Below are 19,119 nucleotides of genomic sequence, written 5' to 3' on the forward strand. Positions count from 1 at the left end.
GTGGCTGTAAGTGTGTCCTGGATTGCCAGGCGCTGGTGTATTGTTGAACAGGATGAGCAACGCGACCTGTTCGTGCAGGATCCCTGGCATCTTCATCTGGTGGATATCAATCTGCGTCTTGATGTGCCGCGTGAGCGTACTTTGTGCGGTGACCTGTTGCCGTCGCGGCCGCTGTATCGCGAGGTGGCGCGGTCGATGATGGCAGCGATCTGCCCTGCATGCATGCGACTGGTCAATGAGTTGCGCCAAGGGCAGCAGCACTCACGGCCTGTCGCGCAAAAGGCGCCGTTAGGCGAGAGTGGCCAGGTTGCCATGACTATCTTTCTAGCAGGAGTTGATGCATGAGTGTATTTCGTCCCACCCTGATGGCATTGGCTCTGGTTGGCGGGCTGTTGAGCGCTGCACCGGCAGTGCAGGCCAACGATTACGTGCTGCAAAGCACCGATCAAGACGTGATTGGCCAGGTGGAAACGCGCAAGGCGCGCTACGAAGATACCTTTGCAGACCTTGGCAGTTCATTGGGTTTTGGCTATCTGGAAATGGTCGCCGCCAACCCCGCAATCGACCCTTGGTTGCCGGGGGAGGGAACCGAGATCACCCTCCCGGGCGAGCATGTGCTGCCGGTTGCCCCGCGCGAAGGCGTGGTAATCAATCTGCCCGAGTTTCGCATGTACTACTTCCACAAGGGGGGCGAAATAGTCTCCAGCTATCCGGTCGGCATCGGCCGTGAGGGCTGGTCGTCGCCGCTAGGGCAGACGCGTATTCTGCGCAAGCAGGAGAAACCGTCTTGGTATCCGCCCAAGTCGATCCTGGAAGAGCATGCCGCCAATGGCGATCCGTTGCCGGCGGTAGTGCCGCCGGGGCCGGACAACCCCATGGGGCCGTTCAAAATGAACCTGGCCATGAGCGGTTATGTTATTCACGGTACCAACAAGAAGTTCGGCATCGGCACGCGGGTGAGCCACGGTTGTTTCCGTATGCGCAATGAAGACATTACCGAGTTGTTTCCCCAGGTGCCGGTGGGCACCACAGTGACCATAGTCAACCAGCCGTACAAGTTGGGCGTGATCAATGGGGAGCTGTATCTGGAGGTGCACACGCCGCTGGATGAGCATGGCATGCCGTCAACCCTGGACAAGCAGGGCGCAATTCAGACGCTGCTGGCTGAGCAAAGTGAGAAAGTAAGCGGGTTCAGGCTGGATTGGGAGGCAATTCGCGATCTGGTGTACGCCGAGAGCGGGATTCCCGGGCGTATCGGACAACCTGTCCGGTCCATGTGAACCGGACAGGCGGCAAGCCGGCTGATTACTTCTGGCTGGCTTTGTCGAGCATGCGCATGGCGCGCTCGTTCGCTTCGTCAGCGGTTTGCTGCGCGCGTTGTGCAGCAGACAGTGCTTCTTCAGCCTTGCGATAGGCTTCATCAGCACGCGCCTGAGCGCTTGCAGTTGCGTTTTCGTTAGCGGCTACACGAGCGCTCATTTCCTTTTCCATGCTGTTACCGCAACCGGCAGCCAGCAGGGTGGCGAGAGCGACGGCAGATACTTTCAGTGCAGTTTTCATATACTTTCCCCTTGTGTAAAAGTCCTTGCTATAAGAACGCACTGCTAAGGACTCGGTTATGGGTTATGAGTTCCCCAGGCCCTTGGCAGTGCGTTCTTCGCTAGCGTTGTTAATAGTAGCAGGTGACTTGGCGGATGAAAGTCGGGCACTAATAAATCTCTCCTTATGAATGGCAATCAACCGTTGTAATGCGCGCCGCATTTGCTTGTTTTGATGTGCCACTGAGGTAATGTGTCGCAGGCAAATAACTATAAGGATTGACCATGCTCGGAAATCTCGGCTTGCTCGCCGGTCTTGCGCTACTGATCTTCATGGCCCTGCGCGGCATCAACATCTTCATTGCATCACTCATCTGTGCGCTGGTCGTGGCGCTGACCAATGGCCTGCTGGTCTCGCAGACGCTGCTGGAGTTCTATCCCTTTGGCGCGCTGGGTGCCTTTACCTTCGCCGGCAAGTTCTTTCTGCTGTTCCTGTGTGGGGCGATTTTCGGCAAGGTCATGGCAACCAGCCAGGCGGCCAAAAGTATCGCACTGGCGATCACTCGCAGCCTGGGCGTCAAGCATACGTTGCTGGTGGGGATGGTGGTGTGCGCGCTGCTGACCTACGGCGGGGTAGTGGTCTTTGTGGTGGTCTTCACCATGTACCCACTGGGTATCACGCTGATGCGTGAAGCCAACCTGCCGAAACGCTTGTGGGTGGCGGCAACCTCGATAGGTGCCGGTACCTTTACCATGACTGCGCTGCCGGGTACGCCCTCGATTCACAACGTGATTGCTGCCAGCTCGCTGGGCACTGATCTGTTTGCCGGCGGCTGGATTGGCATATTTGCCGCGCTGGTGATGGCAGGCCTGGGCATGTGGTATGTCGAATGGGAATGGAAGAAAGCCAAATTGACCGGTGAAGGCTTCGTCGAGAATGCCCAGGACCTGCGCATGGAGCAGCTGGCTGACAACACCACTGAAGCGCCGCCGTGGATCATGGCCATGGTGCCGATGGTCGTAGTGCTTGGCACTATCATGCTGCCACGGTTACTGCTGGGTATGGCTGACTGGTCCGCCGGCGACAGCCTGATTGGCAAGGTGTTGCTGTTCAGCGCATCACAGCCGATCGTTTGGCCCAGCATGGCGTTGATTCTGGGCTCGCTGACCTGCGTAGTCTTGTTCCCGCGCTTGCGCCGCAATGCCGCCCAGGTATTTGGCCAGGGTGCTGATGATTCCATCATGCCGCTGCTGAACACGGCGGCGGTTATCGGCTTTGGCGGCGTAGTTACCCAGACCGCCGGTTTTGCTCACTTCGCCCAATGGATTCTGAACGTTGATATGCCGCCGTTGCTGTCGGTTTTCGCGTCGGTCAGCGTGGTCTCGGCGATTGTCGGTTCCTCTTCCGGCGGCTTGCAGATCTTCATGCAAACCCTGGCGCCCAAGTATCTGGAAATGGGTATTGAGCCGGAAATTCTGCACCGTATCGCGGCCATCGCCGCTGGTGGCCTGGACTCACTGCCGCACTGCGGTGCGGTGATAGCCACCCTGATGATCATGGGCCTGACACACAAGGAGGCTTACAAGAACCTGTTTGTCGTCACCGTAGTTATCCCGGTGATCGCCTGCCTGCTGTCGATCGCTGTATTGATGGCTATGGGCGTTGGCGTCAATCCGACGACCTGAGGGTATTTTTTGCTCGGATGGGAATCATTCTGTCCGAGCAGCGTCTATAGTGGATAACTCGTGTAATGCCTATCCAGCAGCCTGGGAGACTGACAATGACCATGAACGCCACCGTCCAGCACGACCCGGAAGGCAAGCAGTTCTATGTTGTCGTTGAGGGCACCAAGGCTTATCTGGCCTACATGGATCTCGGCAAGCAGACACTCGATATTTATCGCACCTTCGTGCCCAATGCCCTGCGTGGCAAAGGGTTGGCGGCGCAACTTACCGAGCACGCCTTGCGCTATGCCGAGGAGCAGGGCTATACCGTTATTCCATCCTGCTCGTACGTTGAATGGTATATGGATCGCCAGTCGGCCAACGCCGAGTAAGCCCAGTTGTGCTTTGCAGTACATAAAAAAACCGCCGAAAGGCGGTTTTTTTTCTTCTGACTCAGGGCTGGGCTTAGCCCCGGTTGCGCTTGGGCAACACGTCCTGCAGTTTGTCATGCATGCTGCGTACGCTGTTGACGGTAGTGTCCCAGTCGATACAGGCGTCGGTAACGGAGACGCCGTACTGCAGCTGCGACAGGTCCTTGGGAATGGACTGACTACCCCAGCCGATGTGGCTTTCTACCATCAGGCCAACAATCGAGTTGTTGCCTTCCAGAATCTGGTTGGCCACGTTATCCATCACCAGCGGCTGCAGGCCGGGGTCCTTGTTGGAGTTGGCGTGGCTGCAATCAACCATGATGTTGGGGGCAATCGAGGCTTTCTCCAGCTCCTTCTCGCACAGCGCAACGCTGACCGAGTCGTAGTTGGGTTTGCCGTTGCCGCCGCGCAGCACCACGTGACCGTAGGGGTTGCCCTTGGTGGTGACGATGGACACCTGACCCTGTTGGTTGATGCCCAGAAACCGGTGCGGACTGGAGACCGACTGCAGCGCATTGATGGCGACCGACAGGCTGCCATCGGTACCGTTCTTGAAGCCAACAGCCGAGGAGAGGCCGGATGACATCTCACGGTGCGTCTGTGATTCGGTGGTGCGTGCGCCGATGGCTGACCAGGAGATCAGATCCTGCAGATACTGCGGCGAGATCGGATCAAGCGCTTCGGTGGCGGTGGGCAGACCCATTTCAGCCAGATCACGCAGCAGCTGCCGGCCAATGTGCAGTCCATCTTCAATCTTGAAGGAGTCATCCAGGTAAGGATCGTTGATCAGACCTTTCCAGCCGACGGTGGTACGTGGCTTTTCAAAGTAGACGCGCATCACCAGATAGATGGTGTCCTTTACCTCATCGGCCAGCACCTTGAGGCGCGCAGCGTAATCCTTGGCAGCGTCAATGTCGTGGATGGAGCAGGGGCCGATGACGATGAACAGGCGGTGGTCCTTGCCGTCGAGGATGTCGCGAATCACCTGGCGGCTTTCGACGACGGTTTTTTGCGCTGCTTCACTCAGCGGAATCTTGGCTTTCAGCTGCTCGGGGCTGATAAGGATTTCGTTGGAGGTGACGTTCAGATCATCAATTGGTAAATCGGCCATCATTTATCCCGGAAAGTCGTGCCGGCCGCGATTCGGTGCGACCGTTTCAAAAGAGTTCCACAGCTTAATCAAGCTTGCCCACTTAGGCTACCCCGCAGCTCTCTATTACCCTGAAAAACAATATTAATCGTTACTCCGCTGAATATTTGTCGATTCATGCCGGGCTTTGTCGTGCTGTTGACTGTCTTGCGGTGGCGGTGCGGATTACCATCGGCCTACATTAACAACACACCCGTTCGAATGAGGCTTGTATGGATAATAAGAACCCGCGCATTGGTATTATCGGCACTGGTGCCATTGGTGGCTTTTACGGCGCCATGTTGGCAAAGGGCGGCAACGATGTGCACTTCCTGCTGCGCAGCGAGTACGACGCGGTGGTAGAGAAGGGCATTACCGTCAACAGCCTGGTAAACGAGACCCTGCATCTGCACCCGGTGCAAGCCTACAAGAACGCTGCCGACATGCCGGCCTGTGACTGGATCTTCGTGGGTGCCAAGGCTACCAGTAATGACCTGGGCGACCTCATTGCCCAGGCGGCCAAGCCGGATGCGAAAGTGGTGTTGCTGCAAAACGGTTTGAACAACGAGGAAACCCTGCGCCCGTACCTGCCGGAGGGCGTGCACCTGATTGGTGGTCTTTGCTACGTTTGCCTGTTCCGCGAAGGTCCGGGTCTGGTCAAGCATCAGTTCAACGGCATGATCGATCTCGGTTATCACTCAGGGCCTGCCAATACCCAGCAACAGCAAGCATTGCTGGAAGAGGGCGCCGCATTGCTCAAGACCGGCAAGATTCCAACGCGGATTTTGCCTGGCGTGGCGGACGCGCGCTGGCAGAAACTGGTGTGGAACGCGCCGTTCAATGGCACGTCCGTGGTGTTGAATGCCGGTACCAAGGCGCTACTGGCGAGCGATGCCAGTCGCAAGCTGATTGGTGACATGATGGACGAGGTGGTCGGTGCGGCCAAGGCGTGCGGCGTCGAAATGCCGGACGGGTTGGGGCAGAAGCTGTTGGCTGGCACCGCAATGATGCCGGACTATCACCCCAGCATGTACCACGACTGGTTGCACAAGCGGCCCATGGAGCTCGACAGCCTGTATGGCGAAATGCTGCGTCAGGCCAAGGCCGCCGGTTGCAGCATGCCGAAAACCGAGGCATTGTTGGATCAACTGACGTTCATCCAGAACGGCTATCTCAACGCTGATCCAGCCTGATAAGGACGCCTATGCCCGCGCTACTCGGTGACAAACTGGTCATCGCCATTTCATCGAGGGCACTGTTCGATCTGGACGAAAGTCATCAGGTGTTTGAGCAGGAAGGGCTGGAAGCCTACCGGCAGTATCAGATTGCCCGCGAGGACTCACCGCTGGAACCGGGTGAGGCCTTTGCCTTGGTGCAGAAACTGTTGCACATCAACAGCCTATTGGAGGGCGACAGCCGCGTTGAGGTGGTGCTGCTGTCACGCAACAGTGCCGACACCGGCCTGCGGGTGTTCAACTCCATTCAGCATTATCAATTGGGCATCACGCGGGCCGCCTTCGCCGGGGGGCGCAGCCCGTTCACCTATATTCCTGCCTTTGGTTGCCATCTGTTTCTTTCGACCCACGCCGAAGACGTGCGGGCTACGCTGGAAGCCGGATTTGCGGCGGCCACCATCCTGCCGTCGCGGCTGCGCCGCGAGACCCGCGACGAATTGCGCATCGCCTTTGATGGCGACGCGGTGCTGTTTTCCGACGAGTCGGAGCAGGTATTTCAGCGCGAGGGCTTGGCCGCGTTTCAGGCCAGCGAGCAGGCGGCGGCCCGGCAACCGCTCGGCGGCGGCCCGTTCAAACCCTTTTTGGCCGCGCTCAACCGCATTCAGACCGAGTTTGCGGATGCGCCGTGCCCCATCCGCACCGCACTCTTTACTGCACGCAGTGCCCCTGCGCACGAGCGGGTGATTCGCACCCTGCGGGAATGGAACATTCGCCTGGACGAGTCTCTATTCCTTGGTGGCCTGGATAAATCCGACTTCTTGCAAGCGTTCGGCGCCGACCTGTTTTTTGATGACCAGGAAGGCCATTGCCAGCGGGCAGTGGGCGTAGTGCCTACCGGTCACGTGCCGCACGGCATCAGCAATTTCAAGAAGCCAGAATCAAACTGAGACTATCGCTGTAACGGCGTGATCGCCGTGTTCCGGGCCGTTTTACCCTTCCTCTCTGGCGGCGCGACTGGCCGAGCAGAAACTTTGCTGTATCAGCTGGTTTTTATCGTCTAACCTAACTCCAATAACAACTAATCCGGTTATAAGCGGTCTACCCCGCAAAGCTGCACCTGTACCACCGCTGCAAAGGTGTTACGCCCAAGACCAAGCAAGCGAGGCGACTGGCGTCGCTGGAACCGATAGAGGAACACCTGACATGAAGCTGCAGCAACTGCGCTATATCTGGGAAGTGGCCCACCATGATCTGAACGTATCGGCCACCGCGCAGAGTCTGTATACCTCACAGCCGGGCATCAGCAAGCAGATTCGTCTGCTGGAGGATGAGTTGGGCGTGGAGGTCTTTTCACGCAGCGGCAAGCACCTGACGCGTATCACGCCCGCCGGTGAGCGTATCATCGCTACCGCCGGTGAAATTCTGCGCAAGGTCGACAGCATCAAGCAAATCGCCCAGGAGTTCAGCAACGAACGCAAGGGCACGCTAACCCTGTCGACCACTCACACCCAGGCGCGCTACGCGCTGCCGCCGATCATCAAGAAGTTCATCAGTGCCTATCCGGACGTGTCGCTGCACATGCATCAGGGCACGCCGATGCAAATCTGTGAAATGACCGTGGATGGCACCGCCGACTTCGCCATTGCCACCGAAGCCCTTGAGCTGTTCTCCGATCTGGTGATGATGCCCTGTTACAAATGGAACCGCTGCGTGATCGTGCCCAAGGGCCATCCCCTGACCAACATCGGCGAATTGACCCTTGAGGAGCTGGCAGCGCATCCCCTGGTGACCTACGTATTTGGCTTTACCGGGCGCTCCAAGCTGGATGAAGCCTTCAGCAATCGCGGCCTGTCACCCAAGGTGGTCTTTACCGCAGCCGATGCCGATGTGATCAAAACCTACGTGCGCCTAGGGCTGGGCGTCGGCATTGTGGCGCACATGGCCGTCGACCCGGTGGCTGATCCTGACCTGGTGGTCATCGACGCCAGCAAGTTGTTTGAAGCCAGCGTCACCAAGATTGGCTTTCGCCGTGGCACCTTCCTGCGCGGTTATATGTATGACTTCATCGAAACCTTCGCGCCGCACCTGAGCCGCGAAATGATTGATCGCGCGCTGCAGTGCAGCAGTCGGCTGGAGCTGGATGAGCTGTTTGCTGAAGTAGAACTGCCGGTGTTGTAACCGCTACCGACCACACAGTAAAACGCCGGAGCTTGATGCTCCGGCGTTTTACTTTCTGCGGCCTTATCCGATGTTGCGGGTATCAGCTCTTGGCAATCAGGTTACCTGCGTGCAACCCGCATTCTTTCTGGGTGGACTCTTCCCACCACCAGCGACCCTCGCGTTCATGCTGATTGGGCAGCACCGGCCGCGTGCAGGGCTCGCAGCCAATGCTGATAAAGCCCTTTTCATGCAGTGGGTTGTAGGGGATTTCGAGCATGCGGATATAGTTCCACACGTCTTCGCTGGTGTAGTTGGCCAGCGGGTTGAACTTGATCAGATCATGCTCCGCGGTGGAGAACGCGGCATCACGCTCGATCACCGGTACATCGGCACGGGTCGGGCTCTGATCCTTGCGCTGACCGGTGATCCAGGCATCGACGCTGGCCAGCTTACGGCGCAGCGGGGCGATCTTGCGGATACCGCAGCACTCGCCGTGACCATTTTCATAAAAGTCGAACAGACCCTTTTCACGCACATAGGCTTCAAGTTGCTGGTGATCCGGCGACAGCGCCTCGATCTGAATGCCGTAGTGCTTGCGTACCTGCTCCAGAAATCGGTAAGTCTCGGGGTGCAGGCGGCCGGTATCCAGGGTGAATACCTTGATGTTGGGGTTGATCTTCCAGGCCATGTCGAGCACGACAATATCGTCGGCGCCACTGAACGACAGCCAAAGGTTGTCGAAGTGTTCCAGGGCCAGTTCGAGGATTTTCTGCGGCGACTGCTTGGCGTAATCGGCCGCCAGTTGTGCGGTATCAAAATTTTTCATGGGCATCAGGCTCTCTATCCCGCGGTGTCTGTATTGTTCACCGTTCTATGGGCGGGAAGTCTAACAAAGGGCTTTTAGTCCATCCTCTTTTATTTGGTTATATTTTTATGCGTTTATGTTAGATGTGCGCGGCTTACGCGGGCTTTCTCGTTGCGCCTGGGGGCGCTTGCCGGTAGATTGTGCGGCATTGAAATTACCCTGATCAGGAGAGTTACGTGGAAATTGCCTGCCTTGACCTTGAGGGCGTGTTGGTCCCCGAAATCTGGATAGCCTTCGCCGAAAAAACCGGCATCGAAGAACTCAAGGCGACCACCCGAGACATTCCTGATTACGATGTGCTGATGAAGCAGCGCCTGTCGATTCTTGATAAGCACGGGCTGAAACTGTCTGACATTCAGGAAGTGATCGCCACGCTAAAGCCGCTGGACGGCGCGATCGAGTTCGTCAACTGGCTACGTGAACGCTTCCAGGTGGTGATTCTGTCGGATACCTTCTATGAGTTCTCGCAGCCGCTGATGCGTCAGTTGGGCTTTCCGACGCTGCTGTGTCATCGCCTGATTACCGATGAGAACGACCGGGTGGTTGACTACCAGCTGCGCCAAAAAGACCCCAAGCGTCAGTCGGTGGTTGCGCTGAAGAGCATTTACTACCGCATTATCGCCGCGGGTGATTCCTACAACGACACCACCATGCTGTCTGAAGCCCACGCCGGCATTCTGTTTCATGCACCAGACAACGTGATTCAGGAATTCCCGCAGTTCCCGGCGGTACACACCTTTGAAGACCTGAAGAAGGAATTCATCAAGGCCTCCAATCGTGAGCTGGCGCTTTAAGTTGCCAGTGAGCTGATCGATCAGCCGCAACGAAAACGCTCCGCAAACCAGGTTTGCGGGGCGTTTTTATTGGCGTTGCCGGTTATCCGTGGCGAGCGAACAGGCGCTGCAACAACCCGGTGGGTTGATAGCTGAATGCGGCCAATAGCTCGGCGACCGTAGTGGCGCGCTGGTCTTCATCGAACGCCAGGGCGACTTTCAGCTTCGACCAGCAGTGTGTCGGCAATTTGTCGGGTTTGCGTAGCGAGTCGCCTTGTTCCATGCATTTCGCCTGTTTGGCGGTCAGCCGGCTATACGGATGATGCCCGCTGCTCAGCTCGTACAGAATCACCGCTACCGCGAAGAGATCGGTGGCCTCACTCAGCTGCCCACCCTCCAGCAGTTCCAGCGCCGCGTAGCGGGGTGTCCAGGCCGCAATGCGTTTACGGCTCAGGCGCGGCAAACCGGGGAGCAGTCCCTGAACCGGCTGGCCCAGGCCGTAATCGAACAGACGCAGGCCGTCGGCGGTGAGCATGACATTGCTCGGCTTGATGTCGCCGTGTAACACACCCAGGCTATGCGAAGCCTGCAGCGCCTCAAGCAGGGGGACTGCAATCTGCTTCAGTTCTGCCCACTCGAGCCCCTGCGCACGTTCGCTGATCAAATGATCGAGCGTCGGGCCCTTGAGCAACTCCATGGTCATGAAGGCGCGCTGGCTGGTGCGGTCGACATTGAAGGCGTAGAAGCGAATGACATTGCTGTGGCGCAGGCGGCTGGTCAGCGCGAACTCGCTGTACAGCAGCGCATTGGCGTCCGGGTACTCGGCAAATTCCTCGTTCAGGGTTTTCAATGCAACGTAAGGGTCGGGATCGCCGTACTGTTCGCGCAGCAGGTCGCGTGCGCGGTAAACCGCGCCCATGCCGCCGACGCCGAGCAAACGTTCAATCCGATAACGGTTGCTCAGTACATTCGGCAGTTCACCGTGCTGTTTCACCGCCGGCATGGCGGCCTTGGCAGGCTTGCCGGCGACATGCGAGCCAGCCAGGCTGTTGGCGGAATCTAATGCAGTATCCATTGCGTGCTCCTTATGCATCATCGGCGCATGACCACCGCGCTGATGTTGTCGCGGGCGGGCCCGGAAAGGGCATGAGAGAAGAGGTATTCCACCGCCGCGTCGGGCGATAGCAGGCCCAGAGCGTGGCTGAGAATACCGGTAGAGACCGATTGGTACAGGCCGTCGCTGCAGAGCAGTAGGGTGTCACCGGGCTGCACGCTGAACTCGAGAATGTCGAGCACCAAGCGTTCGTGCGCACCCACTGCACGGGTCAGCGCGTTGGCGGCCGGGTGGCGTGCGGCCTCCAGCGGGTCGACCTGTTCCTCGTGAATCAGCTGCTGCATCAGTGAGTGGTCCCGCGACAGCTGATACAGCCGCTGATTGCGCCACAGATAACAGCGGCTATCGCCAGCCCACAGGCAGACCGCGCGCTCCTGATTGCCGAGCAGCGCCACCACGGTACTGCCCATGACGGCGTCCGGCTGGTCGGCGGTCACGGTCACCTCATGGCCGAGGCGGCGGTTGACCACGTGGAGCGCCTGACGCACCCGGCGAACCTGCTGGTCGAGGTTGCCGTTGAGCGCCAGCTCGGCAATTTCTTCCACGATCAGCCGGCTGGCTAGGGCACCGTTGAGGTGCCCACCCATGCCGTCGGCAACCAGCCAGATGCCCCGCTCGGGCTGCGCGAGTACCGAGTCTTCGTTGCGCTCACGGACCTTGCCGCGGTCGGTGCGAGCGGCACTTTTCCAGCAGCTTTGCAGCGCCTCCATCAGAGCCGCGCCGGCAATTCGAAACCACGTAGAACCGCGACATCGAATGGGTTGGGCGTGCGCTGGCTGTGCAGCAGGTAGTTGGCACGCAAGCCGCCGAGGCTGGCCTTGAGCAGCATTACGTCACGGTCAGTGTGGTAGTCGACCTCCATTTGGTCCAGCAGGCGAAACAGGGACCAGGCGCCGGAGCGTTGCTCCATGCCCATACGGCGCCCGCCCAGGTCTTCAACTACCAGGCTGATACGCTCTTCCTCGCCGCGTGAGGGCCAGCGAAACGCACTTTGCACGATGGGGCCGTGGCGGTATTCCATTTGCTGGTTGCCGTAACGGAAGCTGGCCCGGCCCAGACTGGAGTCGAGCGAGTAGGGCTCCAGCTTGAATACAATGCTCGGCTCGTTCGGGTCTTCGGCAAAGAAACTGCGGCGGATGGTCTGTACCCGGTTCATCTGGCTGAGAAACTCCCGCGAGATCGGCAGTGCACGGCCATCGACCCGGCGCAATTGATACTGGCCGGCGGTGCCGCTGACAAAGGGCGAGAGATAGCGCTCGAAGAACGCATCGGCGATGCCCTGGTCCTTGAAGAACGCGCGGAAGTCAGCCAGATCCACATCGCTGTCGGTATCCGTCGCGAAAGGGTAACGCTGGCGCAGGGAGGTGCGATAAGCGCTGTACAGCTCGGTCCGGTAGCGCTGGTTAAGGTACTGATGGGCATCGGACAACACCAGCATCCAGCCATCCTCCGCGACCAGCGATATCCAGTTGCTGACCGGGCTGGGCAGGTTGCCGGCGCTGCTGCGCACCTGGTTGATGGCGTCGCGCTGGCCCTGCATGCGCGCTTTGGCCATCTCGAACGCCTCCTGCTGTGGGGTGCTGGAGTTGGCCAGCTGGGCCAGCTGCATCTGCAGCGCTCCCATCGCCTGCAGCGCTGTGGCCAGCTGTGGTCCGGGGTTGCCGTCGGCGTCGAGCAATTGGTGCAGGCTGCTGAAGCGCTGCTGCAGGGCGGCCTGCCCGGCGGTTTGCGTCAGTTGGTCGGCGGCGGCCTCGGCCCCCAGTTCGGCCACTTTCTGCAGTTGCCGCGCGCGGCGGGAGTTGCCGATGTTGCCCACTTCGTCTGGGATCTCTGGCAGTTCGGGCGGCAGGAACAGGGTGTTCTCCCGGACCTCCTGCAGCAAGCGGGTAATCGGCGAGTTGGCCGCTGACAAGCCTGACAGGCGTTCAGCACCCGCGCCGGGTGCGCCCAAGGGTTCGAGCTGCAGCCTGGCGATGGCATTGATCCACTGGTCGGCGTAATCCTGGAAGTAGAGCGCTTCCATCTCGCTGCTCAGGCGTGCCAGATCGCGGGGGCTGAGGTCATCACTCTTGCCCAGCACCCAGTTGTCCTTGAGCATGTTGCGCACCAGGTCGGCGCCCTGGGCGAGGAACATCTGTTCGTAGCCGGCTTTGGTGTAAAAGCCGGGAATACGGTTGCTGCGTGAGGTAAGCAGCAACGCCTGCGGCCCCAGGTGCTGGTCCAGCCGGTATTCAGGCAGGCGCCGTGCCTGTTCGCGCAACATGCGATAGATAACGCTGGCCAGTGACTCGCCGCGCAACTGCTGGCGGGCGTCGGCGACCAGGCGCGGGTCCAGGGTGTAGGCGCTGAAGCCCGTTGCCAGCAAGCGCTCGAAGTGATCATCCAGACTGCTTTGCACGCTGTTGTTATTGGGGTAGCGCATGGACCATTCATCGGCCATCCAGCTCTGCAGGTAGGCGTTGTCGCGGCGCTCTTCGATGTTCAACATCAAATAGGCGCGCAGGCTGCCCAGCAGCAGCTCACGGTCGTGCATGTCATTGCGAATCTGCGCTTCCAGTTGCTTGCCTACCAGCGGCAGTAGGTAGCTCTGCAGGGCGTCGTGGTATGCCGCTTGCAACTGCGGGTTGACCTCGTCGGCCGGGTAAAGGCCCGCCTTTTCGTGCCAGCGCACCTCATCGGTTGGTGGAAATACCAGGGTGGCGGCGTAGCGGGTGTCGAGTTGCTTGAGCAACTGCGGGGCGTTGCTGTGCGCGCTGATACGAGCGGGCTCGGTATCGAAGTACTCGCTGAGCTGCCGCAGCTGTTCAAAGCGGTCGTGGTTGGCCGAGAAGCTCAACGCCCAGCTGGTGCCCAGGATCGCCAGCCCGGCGAAAGCGGCAGCGTACAGCACGCGCTGACGACGGTGCAGGCGTTTTATCTCCCGCTCGTCCAGACCGGCCAGTGCCGACTCGGGAAAGATCACTTCACTGAGCAGGCGCTGAATGAAATAACCCTGCTGGCGTTGCAGCGCGGGCAGCGGTGGTGTGGGCATGCCAAGGCTGCGGCTGAACTCGCTGTGCAGCGGGTTGTGGTCGCCATGCAGCTGCGGAGCACTGGTCAGGTAGAAACCGCGCAGTTGGGTCGCGCGTTGATAACGGTTGCCGGCGAAGGCCAGCTCAACGAACAGCCCAAGGTGCTCTGCCAGAGCGCCAAGCTGATGCGGGAAGTCGAGGATCCTGCCACGGCGCTGATTGTCCCGCTCCAGGTGCAGGCGGGGAATGATCTGGCTATTCAGGCGTTGCAGTAGCGCATCGAACTCGGTGCGTACCACGCCACTGTCAGTGCCATCTTGCTCCTTGCTGAAACTGGCGCCCATGACCTGGTGGCGCTCATCCTGGCTGAGGTGATCGAAGAACTCATCGAAGCCCAGCACCTGGTCGGACTTGCTGAGCACCAGGTAGACGGGCACATCCACACCCAGTTGTTGGTTGATTTCCAGCAGCCGCTGGCGCGTCTGGCGGGCCAGGGCTTCGAGCTCCATTTCATTGCCGCTGAGCAGCAGGTCACTTGGCAGGGTCACCAACACGCCATTGAGGTGACGACCGCGGCGTCGTTGCAGCAGCTTCAGCAGTGTGCGCCACCCCAGCGCGTCCAGGTCGCTGTCTGGCTGGGTCAGATAACGTCCGGCAGTATCAACGATGACCGCGTGCTCGGCAAAGTACCAGTCGGCGTAGTCGGTACCTTCAAGGCTACGGGTCATGCGTTGTTCGGCATTTTTGTTCAGCGGAAACTCCAGGCCGGAGTAATCCAGTAGGCTGGTTTTACCACTGGCTTCCGGCCCCAGCAGGAGATACCAGGGCAGGTCGCGCTTCCAGCGTTCGCTGCGGCCGCGGTACAGGCTGGAGGTCCGCAAGGTGCGCATGGCTTCACGAAAGCGCTCATGCAAGGTGACCTGCTGCTCGATGATCTGTTCTTCACGGCGCAGACGTGCCTGTGCCTGCTCGTCATCTTCCTCGGCCTTCTTGCGTTTATCACGCCGCCAGTTGAAGAACACCATGGCCAGACCCCAGGCCAGAAACAACAGGCTGATACTCAACAGTCGGCTGCCGGTTGATTGCCAGAAACGGTAGTCGCTAACCGCCAGCAAGGGGCCGGCGGTCCAGATGAACAGTGCCAGCAAGAGTACGCAGAGCAAGGTCCATACCCAGGTTTTACGCAGCGCCGCTGCGGTTTTTCGTGCAAATCCCTTCATTGTGCATTCTTCCCTGCAACAGATGGCGCCACGGTGTGCGCGCTTTCACTCGAAAACGGCGGCATGACACTGTCACGCTGCTCGTCCAGCACCCAGGCAAAGCCGCTATAGAGCACCAGCAGACAGGTCAGCGTCAGGGCGCCGACCAGCCACCATGGGGCGTAGCGCACCAGGCGACGGCCTTCACCCTTGAGGCCTTGCCAGTGCGGCGAGATTTCGCGCGGAACGTCGCCGCGAATCTGTCGAATCTGGCGGAACAGGCTGTCACGGATGTTCTCCAGCTCCAGTAACCCGCGCGGTAGAACGCGGTACTTGCCTTCAAAACCCAGTGACAGACAGACGTACATCAGCTCCAGCATGTCCAGGTGTTTGACCGGGTTGCGGGCCAGCCGGTCAAGCAGAATGAAGAACTTCTCACCGCCGAAGGTTTCGTTGTGAAAGCTGCTCAGCAAGCTCATTTGTGACCATTCGCTTTCATTGCCCCAGGGCGTGGTGACCACGGCTTCGTCGAGCGCGGTACACAGCACATAGCGCGCGCCCATGACCTGACCGCTATCGGTGCTTTCCTGCAGAGCGCGGTGCTCGAACAGCTTGATCTCGCTGACCAGCTTCTCCTTCAGTAGATAGAGGTCTTCGGACTGATGGCTGTGCTTGAGGCGAACGATTTCCGAGAGCAGGCCGGTAGCCATGCCCACCAGTGGATTGAGTCCCTGGTGGGATTGTTCCGCCGGTTTGACCCTGGCGGCATAAACCATCCGCTCTTCGAGCTTTTCATAACGCGGAGGGGCCGCAAAGTCGGTGAGCGTGCTGTTGGCCGGGCTGTGGCCGTGCCGGCTGAGAATGACCGTTTTGTCATCCTGACTGTATTCCATTTCCCTGATCATGTTCATTAGCTCCTGATGGCCCAGAAGGCCAGATCCAATCCGCTGATTTCACCCGACACATGGAAGGCGAAGCCGCCGGAGCGTTCGAGCTGGGCGAGTTCTTCGGAGGTGAATTCGAGGGCAAAGTAGGTTTTGCTGGAGTGGAACGGGATCTGCCGGGGCGCGACGGGCAAGGGTTTCACCTTGATACCCGGCAGATGCAGGTTGACCAACTGGCGAATGCGTTCCACTGCGCCGACCTTGAGGTGCGCGGGCAGGCGCTTGCGCAGCTCTTCGGAGTCGCACTGGGCGCTGGCGGCCAGCACGAAGGAGGCGCTGCCGAGCAACTTGGGGTCGTTGATCGGCGATACCTTGATGCCGTACTGACGCTGCTGCAACGGCAACTCGACAGCGTGCTGTTCCAGTACCATCGACAGCACCTGGCGAATGGCGTCCATCAGTTTACGGAAGCTCTGGCCCTGATCACTGTGCTGATAGCGACTGTCGTGCTTGGGCCGCTTGCTGTCACTGGAGTAGGTCGACAGCTCACCAAGCAGCGCCAACAGCTCGCGGTAGATATGCTCGGGGTGTACCTGTTCCAGGTTCAGCAGATGACGCAGCACCGGCTCGCTGCGGTTGATCAGCTGCAGCATCATGAAGTCACCCACTTCCGAGCTGCCCATCTTGCCGGTAGCACGGATACGTTCGGCCAGCATGTCGCCGCGATGCGCCAGCATGCTGACGACCTCCTTAAGGCACGACAACAGATAACTGCTGGCATGGCTGTGCAGGTAGGTAGCGACGTATTCCGGATTCAGACTGATGACCGCGTCGGGCGTGCTGTCCTGAATTTCGCAGACCTGCAGGCGCACAAAAGCCTGCTCGTTCGGGTGCTGACCCAGCAGCAGCTTGAAGTCAGGCTGGGCACAGCTGACCTGGCTGGCGCTGCCGTCACCGGCATTGGAGTCGGCCACTTCGTTTTCGTGGGCGGTGTAACGGGCCAGCACGTCCTTCTGGTTTGGGCGGCGGGTTTCCACATGGTTACTGGTGACCAGCGGCAGGGCCAGGTAAACCGGCGTGCTGCTGGTATTGGGCGGCACATCCAGCGCCAGCGGTTCCTTTTCATTGCCGATTTCGAACAGACTGCCATCGGGCAATACGCCGCTGGCGTGGCTGATAACCAGTTTGCCCATATTCAGAAACTGCGCGTCTATCTCCAGGCTGAAGAACCCCCAGGCGTGGCTCATCAGCTTCTGTGTGCGGCTTTTCAGTTGCTGGTCGTAGTACCTGTCGTTCTGTTGGAAATGCTGCGGACGCAACAGCATGCCTTCCTGCCAGACCACTTTTTGCATGCTCATGCCTCAGTCCTCTTCCCGGCTGGGGTCCAGCGCGCGAATACCATGCTCATCAAGCAGCAGCGCCACCGTGTTGCGGTCTTCGCTGTGCAGCGGCACAACGATGCGCCACTGCGCCTGCGGCAGATCGCGGTACGCGGCCAACACCGCCAGATAGCGGCTGTCGGGCGAGGCGGCCAGCTTGTAAGTGCGCTCCTCGCCGGGCCGCAGTTCGAGCTCTTCAATGGCGACCAGATCAGGCGCCAGTACTTCGCGCGGGCGCTGATACAGCGAGAAGAAATCCGCGTGCTCGAAGGCAACCGGGTTCTTCAGCTCGATCAGCTGCAGCACGATGGGCGAGGGGCGATCATTGATGTCGGGGTTGAGGCGCTCGCTACCCTGCAGGCTAAGGTCAACCTTGGTCAGATCGGAGTAGGGCGACAGGCTGGAGCAACCGCCAATCAGCACAGTGCAGAGCGCGGCAAGCAGGCAGCGGCTAACGAATGATGAAGACATGGTGATCATCCTTGATAAGAACTGTTGAGGGAGGCGAGCAGGCGCAGCTGCTCCTGATAGGCCTGGCTGAACTCGGCGCTGTAGAGCGTTTTGTGCCACTGCTCCTCGCGTTGCAGGCTTTGATGCAGGCGGCTGTAGGCGCGCCATTGGGCGCCGGCGGTATTCAATAGCGTGCCGCCGCCATCCTGTTCAAAGCGCAACTTGAGTTGCTCCGGCCCCAATTGCTCGAACAGGCCTTTGCTGGCTGCGCGGCTGGCGGCAATCAGCGCCACCTGGTGGGTTTGCACCTCGCCAAATGCGCCGGAGAGCAGTTGGTAAGCCGCTTCGTCCGTGCTGGTTTCGCGCAGCAGTCGATGCAAGGCGCCGGCGGTGTCCTGCGCCTGGAGCAGCGGTTGGGCGGCCAGCGAGTCGGTGTTCAGTTGCAGGTCGCGTTTGAGCTGGGTTTGCGTGTGCAGGTTCTGACGCAGCAGGGCCAGATTCTGCTTGAGCAGTTTGGCGCTTTTTACCGCCAGGGCTTCACGTTGCGCTTCGCTCAGGCTGTCCATGTTGATACCCAGTGCCGCGGCGAAGCTGTCCCAGAAACCCGAAGACAAGGCCGTAGGCGGAACGCTTTTGGCCGGTTGCTCGGGCTGGCGCAGCTCGGGGATCGGCAGGCTCTCCATGTCCACGCGGGCGTAATCGGCGCGCTGATCGGCGTAACTTGGTTGTGGCTGGTTGAGTAGGGCAAAGTCGTCGTTGCCGCGATAGTTCTGCTCGGGCTGATCCATGGCGTTGAGTGGATCCAGGTCGAGAAAAGCATCATCGGGAATCAGGCTTTCCGGTTGCTCGATCGGATCAGCCGGCTCGGCAAAGACGCTCGGGTCCTGAGCAAGGCGGGCGCGAATGTCGAAATCGCCCAGACAGTAGACCTGGCCGTGTTCCACGGCCTGGGGCTTGCCCTTGGGCAGGGCGGCTTCGCTGTCCTTGAGCAGAATGCCGTTGCTGCTGGTATCGGTGATATAGAACACGCCATTGTGAAAACTCACCTCGGCGTGTCGGCCTGAAACAACGCGCTTGCGGTCGGGGATAACCCAGTCGCAGTCCTCCGCACGGCCGATCACGCCGCCGGCCTGGCGAAAGGTTTTGCTGACGGGCAATCCCGGTTCGAATTGCTGCGCACTGACCACATCAAAGACCAGTTCCATTGCGTTATTGCTCCTTGCGACTAGAGGTCGCGTGCTGCTGTCTTGGGGTCGCCCAGGGGGCGATATTCATCATCGTCAAACTTGTGGTTGCCAGCGCAGGCGGCCAGCAGGGCGGTAAGCGCCAGGGCCATCAGGCAGCGG

At 59.6% G+C, this 19,119-nt stretch carries 19 protein-coding genes; 8 read left to right on the plus strand and 11 right to left on the minus strand.

What is annotated here, in order from left to right; all coding sequences use genetic code 11:
- Both BLU26_RS01685 and BLU26_RS01690 read left to right on the plus strand, forming a co-directional pair.
- Entirely contained in the window at nucleotides 1–345 is a 345-nt protein-coding gene (locus BLU26_RS01685; protein ID WP_157719272.1) for a hypothetical protein, read from the plus strand.
- Nucleotides 342–1,280, plus strand: a complete 939-nt coding sequence (locus BLU26_RS01690; RefSeq protein WP_231701989.1) for a L,D-transpeptidase family protein — start codon at nucleotides 342–344, stop codon at nucleotides 1,278–1,280. The genes BLU26_RS01685 and BLU26_RS01690 overlap by 4 nt, the downstream gene beginning before the upstream one ends.
- Before the next feature lie 25 nt (nucleotides 1,281–1,305).
- Here BLU26_RS01690 and BLU26_RS01695 read toward each other — a convergent pair whose 3' ends face one another.
- A complete protein-coding gene (locus BLU26_RS01695; protein ID WP_092283259.1) occupies nucleotides 1,306–1,560 on the minus strand; it encodes an Lpp/OprI family alanine-zipper lipoprotein in 255 nt (84 codons plus the stop codon).
- 263 nt (nucleotides 1,561–1,823) lie between these two features.
- Here BLU26_RS01695 and BLU26_RS01700 point away from each other — a divergent pair, with 263 nt between their 5' ends.
- Nucleotides 1,824–3,224 carry a GntP family permease gene (locus tag BLU26_RS01700; protein ID WP_092283261.1) on the plus strand — a complete coding sequence of 467 codons (1,401 nt, stop codon included), beginning with the start codon at nucleotides 1,824–1,826 and terminating at the stop codon, nucleotides 3,222–3,224.
- A 95-nt stretch (nucleotides 3,225–3,319) separates the two neighbouring features.
- Complete coding sequence (locus BLU26_RS01705; protein ID WP_092283263.1) at nucleotides 3,320–3,595, plus strand: GNAT family N-acetyltransferase; 276 nt, start codon at nucleotides 3,320–3,322, stop codon at nucleotides 3,593–3,595.
- A gap of 73 nt (nucleotides 3,596–3,668) precedes the next feature.
- Here the strand turns inward: BLU26_RS01705 and BLU26_RS01710 are convergent, their stop codons facing one another.
- A complete protein-coding gene (locus tag BLU26_RS01710; protein WP_092283265.1) occupies nucleotides 3,669–4,745 on the minus strand; it encodes a 3-deoxy-7-phosphoheptulonate synthase in 1,077 nt (358 codons plus the stop codon).
- Nucleotides 4,746–4,996: 251 nt separating this feature from the next.
- Between BLU26_RS01710 and BLU26_RS01715 the strand changes: the two genes are divergently transcribed.
- The 3 genes from BLU26_RS01715 to cysB all read left to right on the plus strand — a co-directional run bounded on the left by BLU26_RS01715 (nucleotide 4,997) and on the right by cysB (nucleotide 8,116).
- Entirely contained in the window at nucleotides 4,997–5,956 is a 960-nt protein-coding gene (locus BLU26_RS01715; RefSeq protein WP_092283267.1) for a putative 2-dehydropantoate 2-reductase, read from the plus strand.
- Between the two features lie 11 nt (nucleotides 5,957–5,967).
- Nucleotides 5,968–6,885, plus strand: a complete 918-nt coding sequence (locus tag BLU26_RS01720; protein WP_092283269.1) for a 5'-nucleotidase — start codon at nucleotides 5,968–5,970, stop codon at nucleotides 6,883–6,885.
- Nucleotides 6,886–7,141: 256 nt separating this feature from the next.
- A complete protein-coding gene (gene cysB, locus BLU26_RS01725) occupies nucleotides 7,142–8,116 on the plus strand; it encodes an HTH-type transcriptional regulator CysB (RefSeq protein ID WP_092283271.1) in 975 nt (324 codons plus the stop codon).
- A gap of 82 nt (nucleotides 8,117–8,198) precedes the next feature.
- Here cysB and BLU26_RS01730 read toward each other — a convergent pair whose 3' ends face one another.
- On the minus strand, nucleotides 8,199–8,924 hold the full coding sequence (locus BLU26_RS01730; protein WP_092288319.1) for a phosphoadenylyl-sulfate reductase: 726 nt from the start codon (nucleotides 8,922–8,924) through the stop codon (nucleotides 8,199–8,201).
- A gap of 215 nt (nucleotides 8,925–9,139) precedes the next feature.
- On the opposite strand from BLU26_RS01730, the gene thrH reads away from it, so the two are divergent.
- On the plus strand, nucleotides 9,140–9,757 hold the full coding sequence (gene thrH, locus BLU26_RS01735; protein WP_092283273.1) for a bifunctional phosphoserine phosphatase/homoserine phosphotransferase ThrH: 618 nt from the start codon (nucleotides 9,140–9,142) through the stop codon (nucleotides 9,755–9,757).
- 82 nt (nucleotides 9,758–9,839) lie between these two features.
- Here thrH and BLU26_RS01740 read toward each other — a convergent pair whose 3' ends face one another.
- The 8 genes from BLU26_RS01740 to BLU26_RS01775 are packed head-to-tail and all read right to left on the minus strand — an operon-like array spanning nucleotide 9,840 to nucleotide 19,109.
- Nucleotides 9,840–10,811, minus strand: coding sequence for a serine/threonine-protein kinase (locus BLU26_RS01740; protein WP_172830630.1), 972 nt, complete (start codon nucleotides 10,809–10,811; stop codon nucleotides 9,840–9,842).
- A 17-nt stretch (nucleotides 10,812–10,828) separates the two neighbouring features.
- Nucleotides 10,829–11,560 (minus strand): PP2C family protein-serine/threonine phosphatase, encoded by a 732-nt coding sequence (locus tag BLU26_RS01745; RefSeq protein WP_092283275.1) that lies wholly within the window; start codon nucleotides 11,558–11,560, stop codon nucleotides 10,829–10,831.
- Complete coding sequence (tssM, locus tag BLU26_RS01750; protein ID WP_092283277.1) at nucleotides 11,560–15,081, minus strand: type VI secretion system membrane subunit TssM; 3,522 nt, start codon at nucleotides 15,079–15,081, stop codon at nucleotides 11,560–11,562. Before tssM ends, BLU26_RS01745 begins: the two co-directional genes overlap by 1 nt.
- Nucleotides 15,078–15,965, minus strand: a complete 888-nt coding sequence (icmH, locus tag BLU26_RS01755; protein WP_092288321.1) for a type IVB secretion system protein IcmH/DotU — start codon at nucleotides 15,963–15,965, stop codon at nucleotides 15,078–15,080. The genes tssM and icmH overlap by 4 nt, the downstream gene beginning before the upstream one ends.
- A gap of 5 nt (nucleotides 15,966–15,970) precedes the next feature.
- Nucleotides 15,971–17,302 carry a type VI secretion system baseplate subunit TssK gene (gene tssK / locus BLU26_RS01760; protein WP_092283278.1) on the minus strand — a complete coding sequence of 444 codons (1,332 nt, stop codon included), beginning with the start codon at nucleotides 17,300–17,302 and terminating at the stop codon, nucleotides 15,971–15,973.
- Nucleotides 17,303–17,305: 3 nt separating this feature from the next.
- Nucleotides 17,306–17,794 (minus strand): type VI secretion system lipoprotein TssJ, encoded by a 489-nt coding sequence (gene tssJ, locus BLU26_RS01765; protein WP_092283280.1) that lies wholly within the window; start codon nucleotides 17,792–17,794, stop codon nucleotides 17,306–17,308.
- A 5-nt stretch (nucleotides 17,795–17,799) separates the two neighbouring features.
- Nucleotides 17,800–18,978: a type VI secretion system-associated FHA domain protein TagH gene (gene tagH / locus BLU26_RS01770; protein ID WP_092283282.1), complete on the minus strand. Its 1,179-nt coding sequence runs from the start codon at nucleotides 18,976–18,978 to the stop codon at nucleotides 17,800–17,802.
- A gap of 20 nt (nucleotides 18,979–18,998) precedes the next feature.
- A complete protein-coding gene (locus BLU26_RS01775) occupies nucleotides 18,999–19,109 on the minus strand; it encodes a type VI secretion protein (RefSeq protein ID WP_407920343.1) in 111 nt (36 codons plus the stop codon).
- Nucleotides 19,110–19,119 lie beyond the last annotated feature (10 nt).

This window comes from Halopseudomonas sabulinigri (assembly GCF_900105255.1).
GTDB classification, from domain to species: domain Bacteria; phylum Pseudomonadota; class Gammaproteobacteria; order Pseudomonadales; family Pseudomonadaceae; genus Halopseudomonas; species Halopseudomonas sabulinigri.

Excerpts from the sequence above, each read along its gene's own strand:
- tssJ (WP_092283280.1), bottom strand. The coding sequence starts at position 17,794 with ATGTCTTCATCATTCGTTAGCCGCTGCCTGCTTGCCGCGCTCTGCACT.
- BLU26_RS01690 (WP_231701989.1), top strand. The coding sequence starts at position 342 with ATGAGTGTATTTCGTCCCACCCTGATGGCATTGGCTCTGGTTGGCGGG.
- BLU26_RS01705 (WP_092283263.1), top strand. The coding sequence starts at position 3,320 with ATGACCATGAACGCCACCGTCCAGCACGACCCGGAAGGCAAGCAGTTC.
- icmH (WP_092288321.1), bottom strand. The coding sequence starts at position 15,965 with ATGATCAGGGAAATGGAATACAGTCAGGATGACAAAACGGTCATTCTC.
- BLU26_RS01740 (WP_172830630.1), bottom strand. The coding sequence starts at position 10,811 with ATGGATACTGCATTAGATTCCGCCAACAGCCTGGCTGGCTCGCATGTC.
- BLU26_RS01730 (WP_092288319.1), bottom strand. The coding sequence starts at position 8,924 with ATGAAAAATTTTGATACCGCACAACTGGCGGCCGATTACGCCAAGCAG.
- BLU26_RS01720 (WP_092283269.1), top strand. The coding sequence starts at position 5,968 with ATGCCCGCGCTACTCGGTGACAAACTGGTCATCGCCATTTCATCGAGG.
- tagH (WP_092283282.1), bottom strand. The coding sequence starts at position 18,978 with ATGGAACTGGTCTTTGATGTGGTCAGTGCGCAGCAATTCGAACCGGGA.
- BLU26_RS01695 (WP_092283259.1), bottom strand. The coding sequence starts at position 1,560 with ATGAAAACTGCACTGAAAGTATCTGCCGTCGCTCTCGCCACCCTGCTG.
- BLU26_RS01710 (WP_092283265.1), bottom strand. The coding sequence starts at position 4,745 with ATGGCCGATTTACCAATTGATGATCTGAACGTCACCTCCAACGAAATC.
- BLU26_RS01700 (WP_092283261.1), top strand. The coding sequence starts at position 1,824 with ATGCTCGGAAATCTCGGCTTGCTCGCCGGTCTTGCGCTACTGATCTTC.
- tssK (WP_092283278.1), bottom strand. The coding sequence starts at position 17,302 with ATGAGCATGCAAAAAGTGGTCTGGCAGGAAGGCATGCTGTTGCGTCCG.
- BLU26_RS01715 (WP_092283267.1), top strand. The coding sequence starts at position 4,997 with ATGGATAATAAGAACCCGCGCATTGGTATTATCGGCACTGGTGCCATT.
- BLU26_RS01745 (WP_092283275.1), bottom strand. The coding sequence starts at position 11,560 with ATGGAGGCGCTGCAAAGCTGCTGGAAAAGTGCCGCTCGCACCGACCGC.
- tssM (WP_092283277.1), bottom strand. The coding sequence starts at position 15,081 with ATGAAGGGATTTGCACGAAAAACCGCAGCGGCGCTGCGTAAAACCTGG.
- BLU26_RS01775 (WP_407920343.1), bottom strand. The coding sequence starts at position 19,109 with ATGGCCCTGGCGCTTACCGCCCTGCTGGCCGCCTGCGCTGGCAACCAC.
- cysB (WP_092283271.1), top strand. The coding sequence starts at position 7,142 with ATGAAGCTGCAGCAACTGCGCTATATCTGGGAAGTGGCCCACCATGAT.